The sequence below is a fragment of the Cytobacillus sp. MT66 genome (genome assembly GCF_058792595.1).
Window position 1 is genome coordinate 1 of the sequence record NZ_JBXAFB010000011.1, and the last position, 16,018, is coordinate 16,018.

Annotated in this window: 15 protein-coding genes; all 15 read right to left on the reverse strand. The window is 40.4% G+C overall.

What is annotated here, in order from left to right:
* Positions 1-474 precede the first annotated feature (474 nt).
* The 15 genes from AC1Q59_RS18030 to AC1Q59_RS18100 all read right to left on the reverse strand — a co-directional run bounded on the left by AC1Q59_RS18030 (position 475) and on the right by AC1Q59_RS18100 (position 16,013).
* Positions 475-615 (reverse strand): YrzI family small protein, encoded by a 141-nt coding sequence (locus AC1Q59_RS18030; protein ID WP_492367251.1) that lies wholly within the window; start codon positions 613-615, stop codon positions 475-477.
* A gap of 388 nt (positions 616-1,003) precedes the next feature.
* Positions 1,004-1,705, reverse strand: coding sequence for a 5'-methylthioadenosine/S-adenosylhomocysteine nucleosidase (gene mtnN, locus AC1Q59_RS18035; RefSeq protein ID WP_492367252.1), 702 nt, complete (start codon positions 1,703-1,705; stop codon positions 1,004-1,006).
* A gap of 65 nt (positions 1,706-1,770) precedes the next feature.
* On the reverse strand, positions 1,771-2,466 hold the full coding sequence (locus AC1Q59_RS18040) for a YrrS family protein (RefSeq protein WP_492367253.1): 696 nt from the start codon (positions 2,464-2,466) through the stop codon (positions 1,771-1,773).
* Between the two features lie 86 nt (positions 2,467-2,552).
* A complete protein-coding gene (locus AC1Q59_RS18045) occupies positions 2,553-4,328 on the reverse strand; it encodes a peptidoglycan D,D-transpeptidase FtsI family protein (protein ID WP_492367254.1) in 1,776 nt (591 codons plus the stop codon).
* 104 nt (positions 4,329-4,432) lie between these two features.
* A complete protein-coding gene (gene greA, locus AC1Q59_RS18050) occupies positions 4,433-4,909 on the reverse strand; it encodes a transcription elongation factor GreA (RefSeq protein ID WP_492367255.1) in 477 nt (158 codons plus the stop codon).
* Positions 4,910-5,066: 157 nt separating this feature from the next.
* Positions 5,067-5,702 carry a uridine kinase gene (gene udk, locus AC1Q59_RS18055; RefSeq protein WP_492367256.1) on the reverse strand — a complete coding sequence of 212 codons (636 nt, stop codon included), beginning with the start codon at positions 5,700-5,702 and terminating at the stop codon, positions 5,067-5,069.
* The gene (locus AC1Q59_RS18060; RefSeq protein WP_492367257.1) at positions 5,699-6,979 is read right to left on the reverse strand and encodes a peptidase U32 family protein; all 1,281 of its coding nucleotides are present in this window, start codon (positions 6,977-6,979) and stop codon (positions 5,699-5,701) included. Before AC1Q59_RS18060 ends, udk begins: the two co-directional genes overlap by 4 nt.
* Before the next feature lie 16 nt (positions 6,980-6,995).
* Positions 6,996-7,925 (reverse strand): peptidase U32 family protein, encoded by a 930-nt coding sequence (locus AC1Q59_RS18065; protein WP_492367258.1) that lies wholly within the window; start codon positions 7,923-7,925, stop codon positions 6,996-6,998.
* 5 nt (positions 7,926-7,930) lie between these two features.
* Positions 7,931-8,569, reverse strand: a complete 639-nt coding sequence (locus AC1Q59_RS18070) for an O-methyltransferase (RefSeq protein WP_492367259.1) — start codon at positions 8,567-8,569, stop codon at positions 7,931-7,933.
* 192 nt (positions 8,570-8,761) lie between these two features.
* The gene (gene mltG, locus AC1Q59_RS18075) at positions 8,762-9,898 is read right to left on the reverse strand and encodes an endolytic transglycosylase MltG (RefSeq protein WP_492367381.1); all 1,137 of its coding nucleotides are present in this window, start codon (positions 9,896-9,898) and stop codon (positions 8,762-8,764) included.
* A gap of 357 nt (positions 9,899-10,255) precedes the next feature.
* Positions 10,256-10,663: an NUDIX hydrolase gene (locus AC1Q59_RS18080; protein WP_492367382.1), complete on the reverse strand. Its 408-nt coding sequence runs from the start codon at positions 10,661-10,663 to the stop codon at positions 10,256-10,258.
* 6 nt (positions 10,664-10,669) lie between these two features.
* Positions 10,670-12,508, reverse strand: coding sequence for a 2-aminoethylphosphonate aminotransferase (locus tag AC1Q59_RS18085; protein ID WP_492367260.1), 1,839 nt, complete (start codon positions 12,506-12,508; stop codon positions 10,670-10,672).
* Positions 12,501-13,631: a phosphonopyruvate decarboxylase gene (gene aepY, locus AC1Q59_RS18090; protein ID WP_492367261.1), complete on the reverse strand. Its 1,131-nt coding sequence runs from the start codon at positions 13,629-13,631 to the stop codon at positions 12,501-12,503. The genes AC1Q59_RS18085 and aepY overlap by 8 nt, the downstream gene beginning before the upstream one ends.
* Positions 13,632-13,695: 64 nt before the next feature.
* Positions 13,696-14,580, reverse strand: a complete 885-nt coding sequence (aepX, locus tag AC1Q59_RS18095; RefSeq protein WP_492367262.1) for a phosphoenolpyruvate mutase — start codon at positions 14,578-14,580, stop codon at positions 13,696-13,698.
* A 20-nt stretch (positions 14,581-14,600) separates the two neighbouring features.
* Complete coding sequence (locus tag AC1Q59_RS18100; protein WP_492367263.1) at positions 14,601-16,013, reverse strand: Mur ligase family protein; 1,413 nt, start codon at positions 16,011-16,013, stop codon at positions 14,601-14,603.
* Between the last annotated feature and the right edge of the window lie 5 nt (positions 16,014-16,018).

A 16,018-nucleotide genomic window follows, 5' to 3' on the forward strand; every position in this document is an offset into this window, starting at 1 on the left:
GCCAAATTTCAAAGAGCCAGAAATAAAAAAAGGGGGATCCAGAAAGTTAATCGAAACTTACTTTCTGGACAGCCCCTCTTTTTTATCTATTTCTACTCCACACTAACCTCCGCAGTGATAACGCATCCGATAACAGCACAAATTGTGATCCCCATTACCATGATAAACATACACGGTTCCCCCTTAAAATACTATTGTATTTCACCTCAAATGTACCATATTTCGCTTCAGGTATTTCAAATAAATATTGAACATTCTGTTACAGGAAAATACTGTAATTTAAGAGGGTCTCTTTTTAATTATTCTTTTTCTTTTTAATAAATTCCAGCGATATAAGCAGTACATGCAGCACCATAAACATCCCCTCACTTAGTTTAGCTAAGTGGAATCTTTCTCCACCGGTAAAATAGATTGCTTTCTAACATGAATAAAAATCATCATCATCTCCACCTTTCCCAAAAGTTTTTTTAAAAATTAAAACGTACGATACAATGTAAATTGACGATCACGTATTTCTTCCTGAATCTGCTTCATCATTTCATCATGAAGAGCTTCTTCCATAGTTACTTTACGTTTTTTAATTGTGATGGTTAAAAATAATATGTTCAATGTCATCTCCTATCACCTCCCTTTTAGCAGACATCCATTTTTGGGCACAAAAAAGCCGCAATGAGACACTGCTCCTGCGGTTAAGCTTTTTGGGCATAAAAAGCCGCAGGAAACATCATTCTCCCTGCGGCATGGATGTCGTATGTTAATTAAACATTAAGCGAACCATTTCCTATAGGTCGAATTTGTAAAGTATAAAGTTGTATTAAGCATTACAGTTGTTAATCCACATACATTGATCATTTGATTCGACCTCCTTTGGAAATTTTTCACTTTACACTGGTAATTATAACCACGTTTGATATGTTTGTAAACATATTTTTTGCCTAATTTTTTAAATTTTTTTACGTTTTGTCTTTGCACCTTCTGCTCCGATTACAAACAGCAGCTATTCTTACTTTTTAACAATTTCCGAAACCATCCTCATAACCATGCTTGCTGAGTGGTGTGCGGCTTTGTCGAGGAATTGGTCAAAAGATATGTCCGACTCTTTTCCAGCGATGTCAGATAAGGCACGGATGATGACGAACGGAGTTTTGAATTGATGGCAGACTTGCGCAATTGCTGCTGCCTCCATTTCCAGTGCTTGCAGGCCGGTAAATTGCCCCTTAACAAAATCTACTCTTTTGGGATCATTCATGAAAGAATCTCCCGTAGCAATTAGCCCTTTTGCTGCTGTCACATCGGAAATTTCCTCCGCACATTTTTCAGCTACTTGCATTAAGTAGCTGTCAGCTTCAAAAGCCGGCGGCAGCTGCGGTACCTGGCCATATTCATAGCCAAATGCAGTTACATCCACATCGTGATGCCTAACCTCCGTTGAAATGACTATATCCCCAACATTCAGTTCAGGATTTATGCCTCCTGCTGATCCTGTATTAATTACATAATCAGGCTGGAATCTGTCAAGAAGGATGGCTGTTGATAAAGCTGCATTCACTTTTCCAATCCCTGAGCGCAGAAGGACAACGTCTGCGCCATTCATCTTGCCTGATGTGAACTCACAGCCGGCAATGACTTCCTGTGTTTCATTTGTTATATTTTCACGTAAAAGGGTTACTTCTTCTTCCATTGCTCCAATGATGCCTATTTTCATTTGCGAATTTACCTCTTCTTTCGTTGCTAAGATATTTTATGATTCTTTTTTATTTATTCTTCCGCTTATTCAGTTACTTGTTCTATTTTAGTTGGCTTCCATCCCTGGCCATCCACCCAGTCAATATAGACGCGGGATTTTTCTTTCTGCCCTTTAGGTGAGATCGTCGCGACTGCCTTATTATGGCCATTATTACCGAGATACCAAAGCGTCATTTGATCCTGGCCCAATCCTGTTGCATAGGAAACCGCTTGCAGCATTTCCTTCCAATCTGTTGACTCTGTATCAAAATTATTAGCGTGTTCTCCTGTCTGTGTGGTGCCAATTGGCTTCCAGCTTGGGTTGACAACGGTTTTGGCAACATCCTCACCATCTCCCCCTTCTTTAACCACTTCCTGCTCTTTATCAGCCGGAGCAACCTCTTGGGCTTGTTCATCATCAGCGGTTTCTTCTGCTGGCTGTTCTTCCGGCACGTTATCTTCGCTTTCTGCCCGATCTTCAGCCGTTTCTTTTGTTGACTCATCCTTTTTGGATGGTGCTTTTTCTGCCTCTGTCTTTTTGCTGTTCTGCTCTGTTTGTGTGCTTTTATCTTCTATAGCTGCCTCGTTATCATTTCCTCCGAGAAAAATAGCGGATGAAACGACTACAATTAACAGGATGACCAAGCCAATTAATAGATTTAAAATCAAATTGGTTTTTCTTCGTTTTCCAAGTTTTTCAGAACGGGATTGACGCGAATTTGATAACTTATTTCCTTTCACCGTTTTCTCCTCCCCAGAAGACATTGCATATTTTTAACTTTCAACATTTTAACACGTCTCAAAAATTCAGCCAAGAAATATCCCTTTTATTGGGGTTGTACCTGTGGATTGTCAAGCTGATATAACCCTCGAACAATGTCGGCAAACAGGGTATTTACTCCTCCATTATTACTGGTTACATCAAAATTAACCGTAACAAGCGCATATCTTGGGTCTTTATACGGAAAATAGCCGGCAAACCATTTATTATATAAAAGCTCACCATCCTTCTTTCTTCCTGTTTCCCCCGTACCTGACTTTCCAGCTACCTCATAAGGGAGTCCCTGAAACCATCGGCCTGTGCCATTTGGATTGGTCACGACCTCACGCAAAAGCTTTTGCAGTCTCATAGCAGCATAGGGCGAAATCGTATCACCTGCTAGTTTTTGCTGTTTGAACTCAAGCAGTGACGTCCCATTTTTATACTCAATTTTTGAAGCTACCCTCACCATTTCTTTTTTACCGCCCCGGGCAATTGTTGCCATCATATTTGCTACTGCTAACGGAGTTGCCCGAACCTCGTGCTGGCCAATTCCCGTTAAGCCAACAAAGTTTTCATCTTTTTTGGCGTCCTCTGTAAGAAAGATCCTGCCCGGGTCCTCATCCTTTAATTGCTCAAAGTCTTCAAAATGGTAAATGTCGCCTTTCCAGCCTACCGATCCGATTAAAGAAAGCCTTTTAGCATAACTCTCGAGAAGGTTTTCATCAATATCCTTAAGTTCCTTCGCCAATGTAGCAAATGTATTATTACAGCTTCTAGCAAAGCTATCGTCGAAATTTAGCATTCCGTATTGAAACTGCAAATCTGGTTCACCATTTATTTTCCTGCTGCAGTCAAACCTTCTGTCTGGGGTGACCAGCTGCCGATCTATAGCTGCAGCCGCTACAACGGTTTTAAATACAGACCCCATAATTTGCTGTTTCACCATTAAATTTTCTGATCCGCCTGTATCTTTATCAAAGGGGTTTTTTTGATTGACGGATGGACGCGATACCATTCCTAATACAGAATTTGTTTTGATGTCCAATAAGACAATGCCGCCTTTTTTAATCTTATGTTTATCCGCAAGATCTTCCAGCATTGCCTGCACATCATAGTCAAGAGTCGTTTTGATATTAATCGGATAAAAAGGATTTGCTGGTTCAACATATTTAACATTAATGCCAAAGAGAGGGCCTCCTGTGGCATCTACATGATAGATGAGCTTGGACTCCCCATCTGGAAGCAAGAATTCATCAAAGCTTTTTTCCATCCCCGTTAACCCAACCATTGTTTTGACCGGCAGTTCCTTGTCCGGATACCGGGACCGCAGTAGCTTTTCATTTTCACCAGTGATGCCGACTAGATGCTCAGCCAAATTCTGTGAAGCATGATATTTTTTCTCTACAGCAAATACGCCAGGGATTTTCAGTGAATTAATCTGTTCCATTTGTTTTTCAGTTAACTCGATGGGTTTAGGCTCTCCATAGGCAAAAGGTTTTTTGGCCTTTTCCACCGCATGCTGTAAGGCATATTCCGAAATGCCAAGGATTTCTGATACTTTTTTGCTATCCCATTCCATTTGTTTTAAAAATGGAAAAAGTATCAGGACTGGCAAATACTGATGAGTGATTGGCTTTCCATCCTGATACAGGAAATTCCCCCTGCCTGTATCAAGTACCATTTCATGGGATCTTTGCGCAACGCTCGCCTCAAGCAAATTTATTTTATGTTTTGTAAAATGTTCTGTTGATACTAATTGGATTTGTGTAAGCCTGGCAGTCAATAGCCCAAGCCCTAATAAACAAATACAAAGCCAGACAACCGCTCTTTTTCTCCACATAAAAAAACACCTCGTCAAAAGTTTTGACGAGGTTTCATCTATTCAAACCCGAATTTTAAGACAATTTCTTATTTGATTGCTAAAATTGATTTCCGTTTTCAGGCCTATTTAATTGCAATAATGCGGACATCCATATCTCCGCCAGGGGTTTGCACTTTTACTTCCTCACCAATTTTACGTCCCATTAAGCTTTTGGCGATTGGTGAGTCATTTGAAATTTTTCCATCAAACGGATCTGCTTCTGCACTTCCAACAATCGTGTAAGTCTCTTCTTCACCGTCTGGAAGCTCGATGAACGTAACAGAACTTCCTAATGAAACCGTATCAGCGCTCATTTCAGCTTCAGAAATAATCTTTGCATTACGGATCATATTTTCAATTGTTGTAATTCTGCCTTCCACAAATGCTTGTTCTTCCTTCGCTGAATCATACTCGGAGTTCTCAGAAAGGTCGCCAAAGCTTCTTGCAATCTTTATTCTTTCAACAACTTCTTTACGCTTTACAGTCTTTAATAATTCTAATTCCTGTTCAAGCTTCTCTTTCCCAGCTTGTGTCATAGGGAAAACCTTTTCAGTAGCCACAACCATCACTCCTAAAAAAAAATTAACCATTCTAAAAATGATTTTCTTTCTAAAATTATGTAAGTCAAATTAATATAGGAGCGCGGCCTATTAATAGGTCGCGCACCACATTTTTGTCCTAAAACATGGACCGTTATATATTGTCTATGCTATTGTGTCACAAAAATGACTTTTGTTCAAGAATTGTTTGAATCTTTGTCACCATTAAATCAATAGCGACATGATTATGTCCGCCTTCAGGAATAATCAGATCTGCATAGCGTTTTGTGGGTTCAATAAACTGATTATGCATGGGACGAACAACATTTACGTATTGATCAATTACTGAATCAAATGTTCTGCCGCGTTGATTAATATCTCTAGTTAGACGGCGAATTATACGTAAATCAGCATCCGTATCTACAAATAATTTAATATCCATCAGATCGCGGAGACGTTCATCTTCCAGAACCAGTATTCCCTCTAAGATAATAACATCCTTCGGTTCAACCATAATAACTTTTTCTGATCTAGTGTGCTGGGCATAATCATAGACAGGCTTATTGACTGATTCTTTATTGATCAGCTTTTTTAGATGCCTAATGAGCAGATCATTATCAAATGCAAGCGGATGATCATAATTCGTCTTCAGTCTTTCCTCAAAAGGCAAATGAGCCTGATCTTTGTAATAATAGTCCTGTTCTAACATTAAGATAGAGTGGCCTTTAAAACGCTCATAGATAGCCCTTGCCACACTCGTCTTTCCGGACCCAGAGCCTCCGGCAACACCGATCACAACGGGTTTGCGATTCATGCTGGCTGAATTTCTCCTTTTCGCATCATATCACTAGGTGAGACAGGCCTATCCAGCTTAAATTGAACAATCTGCAGCGGGTGACGGGCTGCGTCAAGTTCATTCCCTTTTTCATCCCAAATTTCCCCTATGGTAAAAGTGAAATTTTCCATATTAGGACCAAAGAATTCTACTTCTTGTCCTGGTTTAAAATGGTTCCGCTGCTGGATGGTAACAATTTGAGTTTCCGGATTATAATCTAGCACTAAGCCGACAAAATCATAACTTGCCTTCTTGCTATGGTTTCCAAACAATTGCTCCTTATACCCTGGAACACCTTCAAAAAATGCTGGAGCTGTCTCACGGTTTGCACACTTAGCAAGCTCGTCAAGCCATTCCTTTTTAAGCTGGAAGTTATCAGGATCCGCACAATAGGCATCAATTACTTTGCGGTATACACTGACGACTGTCGCAATATAGTGAATGGACTTCATCCGTCCTTCAATTTTAAAACTGTCAATGCCCAGTTCAATCATGCCTGGAATGGATTGCAGTAAGTTTAAGTCTTTTGCACTCATGGCAAATGGTGCATCCTTTTCATTGAAATACGGAATCTCCTGATCCCCTTCAAGCTTGTAAAGATCGTAATCCCATCGGCAGGATTGACAGCATCCGCCACGGTTAGAATCCCGCGCTGTCATATGATTGCTGAGCGTACAGCGTCCGGAATACGCAATACACATGGCGCCATGGATAAAGGTTTCAATTTCAATATCGACCTTTTCTTTCATTTCACGAATTTCTTCTGCACTTGTTTCACGTGCCAGAACAACCCGCTCTAGTCCTTCTTCCTTCCAAAACTGAACCGCTTTCCAGTTTGACAGGGATTGCTGGGTGCTTAAATGAACTTCAATTTCCGGTGCTACTCTGCGGCATGTTTCAATAATTAATGGGTCTGCTACGATAATTCCAGCCACGCCTGCTTCTTTTAGACCGAGAAGATAATCCTCAAGTCCGTCAATATTTTCATTATGGGCATAGATATTGGTTGTTACATAGATTTTAGCCCCATATTTCTTGGCAAACTCAACACCTTCCTTCATTTCCTCGAAGGTGAAATTATCTGCATTTGAACGGAGACCATATTCCTGACCGCCAAGAAAAACGGCATCAGCCCCGTAATGGACAGCAATTTTTAGTTTTTCTAAATTTCCTGCCGGAGCAAGCAATTCAGGCTTTTTAACAATGACACGTTTTCCATCAATGATTTGTGAAATAGGCTCTTTCACCACTGTCATAAGTTAAAACCTCCTTTTAATAAACCGTTTCTTTAAAGAAGAATCCTGTATCCAGCGGACGGCTTTCCGGCTGGATTTCTTCCACCTTGCTTAAAAGCCCATCCTTTTCATCCTCATATTGATCAGGATCTTCCACGCAAAGATCGATGGCTTTTCTGTAAAGCTTTGTTACTTCAAGGATATATTCTGAAGTTTTTAAAATCCCGTCGATTTTAAATGAATCAACACCAGCTTCAATCATGTCCTGAAGCTCGTCAATCATACAAATATCATTAGGGCTCATGATATGTGTGCCATTGGCATCTTCAAAGATTGGGTATTTGTTGTTTCTATCTTTATCATGGAGTATCATTTGATCACTTTGTTTGCGGTTTTCGATTTCCATCACTTTGCCCTGATATTCATAATAGTTTCCTAATAGTGAACGCTTGGACTGGAACATAGCTGTCATTCCATGAATCTGAACTTCGATCTCCACTTTTGCATTTTCTTTGATTTCAATAACGGCATCCATGCTGATTTCACGGGCAAGAACCGCACGTTTAGCACCTTTGCGGCCCCAATAGTTGCATGTATACCAGTTTGTTCCGGTTGTTTCCGTGTTCCAATGCAGCAACATATCTGGGGCTGTTTCGCGTGCTGCTAATAATACAGCAGGGTCGCCGAAGATAATCGCATCTGCCTTTGCTTCCTGAAGAAATTTGATATAGTCAGGAAGCTCGTCGAGTTTGTCATTATGAAAAATAGCATTCATTGCTGCGTATACTTTTTTCCCTTTTGAATGAGCAAGCTCGATTGCCTTCTTGACATCTTCTTTATTAAATTCTCCGGCAAGGCGAAGGCCGTAGCGCTGTTCACCAATAACAAAAGCATCTGCTCCCGCTTTTGCCAGCGGCACAATATCATCCACACTTCTAGGTGTAACTAGCAGTTCTGGTTTTGTCATTTCTTTCACCTCTTTTTACTGATTGCAACTCCATCACCAACGGGCAAAATAATCGTTTGATAATCAGGATGATTGCTGAGCCAATGATTGAATTCATCTATTTTTTTAACTAGATTTCGAATTCGTTTATTTTCTATTTCCTTCTCACATACTAAACCTTTAAATAGGACATTATCTGTGACAATAATCCCATCTTCACTTAAATATTGAGCATAAAGCTCAAAGAACCGCTTATACTGGCCTTTTGCCGCATCAATAAATATCGCATCATATGGGGCATGATCTTTTACTTCAGATTCAACTTCTAAAGCATCCCCCCTGATGATATGGATTTGGCGCTCTTTGCCAGCTCTTTGAATATATTTTTCGGCAAGACCCAGTCTCTCTTCATCCCTCTCAATCGTAACAATCTTACATTCTGAGAGAGCATCAGCCATTCTCAATGCCGAATAGCCGATTGCCGTTCCGACCTCAAGAATTTGCTTCGGCTTTTGAATTCTAAGTATTTGCAGCATAGCCTCAATACCAGCCAGCTCCATGATGGGAATATGATTTTCCTTCGCAAACATTTCCATCTCGTTGAAAAGAGCTTGCCTATTAGGAATCAGCCCTTCAATATATGCATGCAGCTTATCATTTTGCAAGCTGTCATCACCTCGATCCTAATCGGGCCCCAGCCTTGTGGTTCCATGGGGTTCCGTTTTTACAGAAAAAAATAGCGTTCACGAAAAGGGGATTTTAAAAAAAACAAGAAAATCCATGTCATCCGTGAAAAACGCTATAAAACACTTGAATTATTTTAGCATAAAAAAAGATTGAATGCTAATCCATTTCGCCTATTGATTGTTGGTAATATATTTCGCTTTCTTTACGTTATGTTCTTCGAGAGTTTTAGAGAATAAAACTTCTCCTGTAGATGTTGCCAAAAAGTAGTAAAAATCAGAATCTGCCGGCTTTAATGCCGCCTGAATAGATGTCTCGCCCGCATTAGCAATCGGACCCGGTGTTAATCCTGGATATTTGTACGTATTATATGGCGAGTCTACTTCTAAATCCTTATAGAGTACTTTGTCCTTATGTTCACCCTGAGCATAAAGAACGGTTGGATCAGTTTGCAGCGGCATTCCCGCTTCGATTCGATTATAGAATACACTTGAAATTTGATCCCTGTCTACCCTTTCAGTTGCTTCTTCCTCAATGAGGGAGGCCATTGTCAGAAGCTGGTGAACGGACATTCCTTTTGCTTCCATTTCGCCGCGATAATTTTTCAGCACATTTGCCGTTTTGTCCAGCATTACATAAACGATTTCCTCAATGGTTGGATCTTCCTTGTAAAAAGGATAGGTGGCAGGAAATAAATATCCTTCTAACGGATGAAGAACATTTTCATTCATAATGTCATTTGTTAAAATATCAGGATATTTTTTCATTAAAGAACTGATAAATGCCTGATCATTTAGTTTGTTCAGCACCTCATTTGGATCTCTATTGGTTTTTTCCGCAATAATACTGGCAATTTGCTTAAGTTGTTTACCTTCTGGAATGGTTAATTTAAAGACGACCTCTTCGACCACTTTTCCTGTCTTTAAATTGCTAATAATTTCCGGAATGGTCATGGACGGACTTAGTTTGTAATCACCGGCCATAAATCCAGCTTCATTTTTTAATTTTACGTAATACTTAAAAACCCGTGCGTCTTTAATAATCCCCTTGCTTTCAAGTATTTTTCCAATCCCTGAAGATGTCGATCCTATTGGAATTTCTATGTTTTTTTCTGTCTGGTTATTTGGATCCGCAGGCTTTAAAGCTGAATTAATATAAAAATAACCACCGCCGGCAATGGCACCAACACCAATGATTAATATAAGGGTAATTATAAAGACAATTTTCCTGACTACTTTGGCTTCACTTTGGCGCTCTATCATTTTTTGACGGATGATCTCTTTGTTAGTCTTTTTATCCTCTGACATGATCCCCCTCCTTTGAGAAACATTATTCGCAGGCTAAGAACCTGCATCCTGCAGGCCTAAGCTCTTCTTCTCGGCTTATTATACTATATTTTCTTTTTATATGGCTATGTAATACTTTGCCGTTGATTTCCACTCCAGGCGCTGCGCGCACCTTAGGGCGGTTCGGAAGCCTCCTCGTCGCTACCGCTCCTGCGGGGTCTCCCCTGAACACGCTTCTCCCGCAGGAGTCTTCGCGCCTTCCGTTCCAATCAACTCAGCGATTAAAAAAACATTAACTTTTAACACACTTTTATTCTTAACAATAAAATGACAAAAGCTGTTTTTAGGCAAAGAAAAAGCCTCACCATGTTTTTGGTGCGGCTATTTGCCGATTTCAATGCTAAATGGAATTTCCTTTTCATTCATACAGCGAAGCAGCCGCTCTTTTGAATGTACCAGCTGCATCATTTGGAGGGCCTCATCCACTGTAAAGTACCCAGCCGCCTTTGTCTCTTTTGAGGACGATAGCTTGCCGCCAATGGGAGAGCCTTTATAAATAAAGACCATATGGGATTGTTCAATATCTTGTTCAATGCCTAAAAGTTTTGTTAATAGAATATCAACTCCAGACTCCTCTTTTACTTCTCTTATGGCAGAGTCTGCCAATGGTTCACCCAGGCCTGTAAATCCGCCGGGAAACTCCCATCCTCTCCGATTATCTTTTACTAGAAGGACTTTGCCATTTACATCAGAGACCATTACTGCTACTGCAAGCAGATAACATGAAATCTTCCCTCACCTCCTTTCCAAATCTTTTAAGTACTGTTCCAGATGAACAATAAATTCCTCCATATCTTTAGAAGTTATATCCCCGATATTGGCAATCCGGAAAGTTTTTCGATCATCAAGCTTCCCCGGATAAATGGTAAATCCTCTCTTATAAAAAAACTCGTGCATTTCTTCAAAGTCATAATGTTCATTTTCCGGCTCAGCAACTGAAGTAATAATTTTCGAATGGGCACTTTCGGGCACCAAATATTTCAGTCCCAGCCGGGTTAGACCATTAACTAAAGTCTCCCATGATTTCGCATAGCGCTCATAGCGCTGCTCGATGCCTTCCCATTTCGTTTCAAGAATGGCCTGTTTAAGAGCGTATAAGGTTTGTACCGGAGGAGTAAACCTCATTTGTTTTGTCCTTTTAAAATGGTCAAATTGATCATATAGCTGTAGGTAGAGGTTTCTTGGCGGTATATTTTTTGTTTTTTGCAATGGAGTAAGATTAGCGATTACAAAGGAAACACCCGCCATGCCTTGAAGGTTTTTATTGGAGCTCGCAGCAAGATAGCTTATATTCATTTGCTCCATATTAATGGGTATAGCTGCAAATGAGCTCATAGCATCAACAATCATTTCCATTTTGTACTTTGCACAAAGCCTTCCAACAGCCTCAATATCATTAAGCATGCCTGTTGTTGTCTCATTATGAACAATCGCCAGGTGCGAAGGCTTCCTCTTAAGATTCCTGATAGTATCTTCAAGCTTCTGCAAATCAAGCGGGACAGCCTCTTCACTCTTGTATTCTATATATTCCAGCCGGTAAGCCTCAGCCATTTGACACATTCTTTTTCCGTATGCTCCGTTATTGATAATAATCACAGGGTCTGTGTCAATACAGGAGCTTAAGATCGATTCAACAGCAGCGGTTCCAGATCCGCCAAATAATACAGTGGTGCAGGTATCAGGAGACCCTGCCATCTTTGTCAGCTCCTCAGAGATAAATGTCATGATTTCTCCAAATTCACCTTCCCGCGGACAAATATCCGGGACAATTTGGGCATACTTAACTGAATCACTGGTTGTCGCTGGTCCAGGATTTAATAATATATTTCTGTGAACAGGAGGCTTGGCTTTTTGTCTTGATTGAATAAGCGGATAGATGTATTGATTTGCCCTTGTCCAATGGTGCTCATCATCTACTTCACACCAGACAATGTCATGCTTAAGAACATAAACTTTAACATCCTTTGAAACTTTAATGATGCCATCCTCATAATCTCGGCACTTCCAATACCTAGGATCTCCTTCAATCTCAGAACATATTTTTTGAAACGATTGAAATGAAAGTTTTGTGATTCCAACCAATTCACCGTAAATCTCGTTCAGGCTATCCCTTGATTTAGACATGTTTAAAAGTAACTGATTTTCGTCTGTCTCAATAAAAACTTCATCCCCGCTGCTGGTAAACTTACTGGCCAAAATGACATCAGGTTTATCCATGTCCTTCAATACTTTTAAAGCTGCTTTTTCATATATTAAATCTGACTCCAGCAGCAGAAAATCTTCGTGGATATGTTCCTTGAATTGATAGAGGGTCCATAAGCTTCCTGTTTGGGCATATTCCGGATTAGGAATACATACCAATTGTGGGTACCTGAGGGCGAGTTTCTCATATTCCTCTGCCCGATATCCAGTACCTAAATATATTTTTTCAAATCCCATTTCCAGTAAATTAGCGATGGAGTGCTCTATGATTGGCTTTTCTGCTAACATCAAAAAACCTTTTGGCTTTTGCCCAGCATGCTTTTGAATTCGGCTGCCTAAACCGGCAGCCAAGATTATTGCACTATTAACCATTCAGAAACACCTGCAATCTTTTTTTGACTTCAAAAGGCCGTATTTCCGGACGCCCAATCCCTTTTTTCGAACCAGATGCAATTTTCATATAGAGAAAGGTAAGGCCTTTAGTCTGCTTCCAATCTTCAACCGCTTTCTGCAGCTCATCAATATGATGAATATAGATTGAGCTTTGATAGCCGCAAGCAGCTGCTGCAGCAACAAAATCGACATTATGGGAAACTGTCTGCTGTCCTCCTGTTGAATCATGGCTATTATTATCCAGCAGGATATGGAGAAGATTTTCAGGAGAATAATAGCCATTTGTTGCTAAATTACCCATTCGCATTAGAAGTGCACCATCGCCATCAATGGCGATAATTGACTTATCCTGTCTGGCTATGGCTAGGCCTAATCCAAGCGAACTGACACAGCCCATGGATCCAACCATATACAAATTGTTTTTTGCATCATTAATCTCGTAAAGTTCACGCCCAGTTTTTCCCGTTGCAGCGAGGTTCACCGTCTGTCTGTCAGCAAGCAGACTTATGGCTTGCAGCACCTCATATCTGGATGGCTGCTGATCCTCCTTGGATTTATTTTTTATGAAAGGGGTCTTGTTGAATTCTGAAGGTTTTTCCTGAAGCTTTACAGGTTCAAAAGTGCCTTTTCTTACAATAAAGAAATAAGGCTTTCCTTGTTCAATGATCTGATTGGCATGCCGAAGCTGGCCTATGGCTTTGTTTATATCTGTTGAAAGATAGTCCCAGTTGATGTTCAAAAGACTAAGCAAGTCAGGTGTTATTTCACCAATTAATTGATGCTGGGGCTCATCGATTTTCCCTGGCTCACCTCGAAGGCTGACAAAACCTAAAATGGGAATTTGAAATGGATCGATAAGAGAGGTTAGTGAGGATAGAGCGTTGGTTAGACCAGAATTTTGCATTAAGACAGCGGATTTCCTTCCCCCAATGGAAGAGCCGCCGGCAATTGCCACAGCATCCCCCTCGTTTGCAGCCATAACAAAATCGCACTCATTAATGGCATAATTAATTAAGTCCTTTAAATACGAACAGGGAACACCGCTGAATAATGTATACCCCATGCTTTTTAACTCATCCCCGAATAAAGAGGTACTGATCATTTTTTCCACCATCTTTAAGAGAGTTTATTTGCTCTGTTAAATTAGATATGCCTGCTTTTTTCGTTTATTCTTTTGGCGCTGATTTCAAGTATTTTTTTTCCGCTTGTGCTAGCTCTTCTGCATCCTGAAGGCGAAACACCTCTTCTAATGCCGCCACCTCTTTCTCAGCATTCATAATGCCTTCATCCTGGAAAATTTGCTTTGATGTTTTCTGCATCGATTGAATGGCTGAGCGCAAATTATAATTAGCCCATATAGCCATACTAATGCCTAATTTCCTGATTTGATCTGTTGGCACAGTATAGTACTTAGTTGGTACAACAATAACAGGAAGCCTGCTGCCCCACTCCTTCATAAATGCTGCAATTTCATTGAGGTCTGAACGTTTACTATGAATAAGGACTGCATCCGTTCCTGCCTTCCGATAGGCCTCAGCTCTTTTTAGCGCTTCTTCCAGTCCCCATCCGGCAATAAAAGCTTCTACCCTTGAGACTACAACAAAATCGCGATCAGATTGGGTATCCTTCATTGCTTTAATTTTCCCGCAGAACTCATCAATTTCGGCTAAAGGCTGTGTTTCACTATTTATAAATGAGTTCGTCTTCGGAAAAACTTTATCCTCAATACAAACGCCGGCTATATTGCGCTGTTCCAGTTTTTTTACCAATCTTCTGGCATTATTGAAATTCCCATAGCCTGTATCACCATCTAGAAGGATTGGAACTGTTGTACTGTCACTCATAAACTCCAAAACATCTAAAACCTGTGTCCAGGACGCTTCGTTATTATCTCGGACACCAAGTGCTGCCGACATACACAAACCGCTTGCCCATATCCCCTTAAAACCCGTTTCCTCAACGATTTTTGCAGATAAGGCATTATGGGCCTCCATAATAAATTCAAGCTGTCCGCTGTTAATTAAGTTCCTAAGTTGTGTTGTTTTCTTCACAGCTATGCTCCTTTATCTTTTTACTGGTCGGGTTCTGGCATAAGTCTGCTTCTTAACCTTTGAAAGCTGGGCCTTTTCATTACCCGATGCGTAATTTTCAATAAGATGAGCGCGTTCTCGTCTAAAAAAGGCTGTAAAACCTCATATACCTCATCCCCATCTTCACAAAAATGCACCTTAGCTGGATTCATTCCGTGCTTTAATGCACCTTTTCCAATTTCCCATGCCCTGTCATCTGCAACAATAAGCAAATCTACCTTTGTATCAGCAGCTTTTTTCCCCATTTTTTCATAAAGCTCGATCGCATGCTGGCCATCTCCAAGCTGAGGCATATAGCCTAAAAGAGCAATCGTTTTTCTTCCATTTGCCACGTCCTTCAGGACTGTAAGACCTGCCTCCATTGACAATGGCGAGGAATTCCAGGTATCCTTAAGAACCGTCGCTCCATTAGCTGCCGGAACTACTTCGAGATGCTCTTCTACCTGTTTAAATCGAGCCAGACGTTCTATCGCATCGGGAATTGATACATTAACTTTTGATACAGCCGCAATGGCTGCAAGAGCATTATACACATTGTGTTCCCCAAAGCCTGGAATATAGGCTTCATACTGAAGGCCAACATGTTCAAATGTAAAATCCATCCCAGACTTTGCATACTGAATATCGTTTATTCGGAAATGGGCGTGTCGACTTTTTCCAAAATAAATAACATTTTGGTACCTTTTTGCATCAATGACCTTTTTGATATTTTCATCATCAGCATTTAAAATAAGTGTTCCGCTATCTGTATCAAGGCCTTCGGTAATTTCACCTTTTGCCTTCATATATGCTTCAGGCGTTTCACAATCGGCCAGATGATGGATTCCGATATTCAGCAAAATTCGAATTTGCGGCTGAAAACATCTGCATGCAACTTTCAAGTATCCTGGATAAGCTACCGGCATTTCAAAAACAGCTGCTTCTGTAGACTCATCTATGTCAGTTAAATAGCGTAAATTTACCGACATGGAGTTCATACTTTTCCATGTGTATTCCACATTATAATCCTCACGGAGGATCTGGCGGATCATTTCCTTCGTTGTTGTTTTTCCGCATGTTCCGGTTACACCAATGATCGGGATGTCAAAAAGACTTCGGTAATAATCTATAAATCTCCAATATGCCTCGCTGAGATTCTTTGTTTGTATTAAAATAATTTCTTTACTAAGATCGGTACATAAATCAGGCTGGTCTGTAACAATGACAATGGCCTTATTATTTTTCCAATACTTTCCCCTAATGCGCTCATGATCCATATGAAAAACAAGTGTATGGTCTTCAATGTCCTTTTCAGATGAGTCCATGACATAATCAATCCGCGGATTTCCAGCTCCATGGAGAAATACGCCTCCGCCAATTTGCTTGAGAATGGCATTCAGCTCAAGGCTTTTCAAAATAA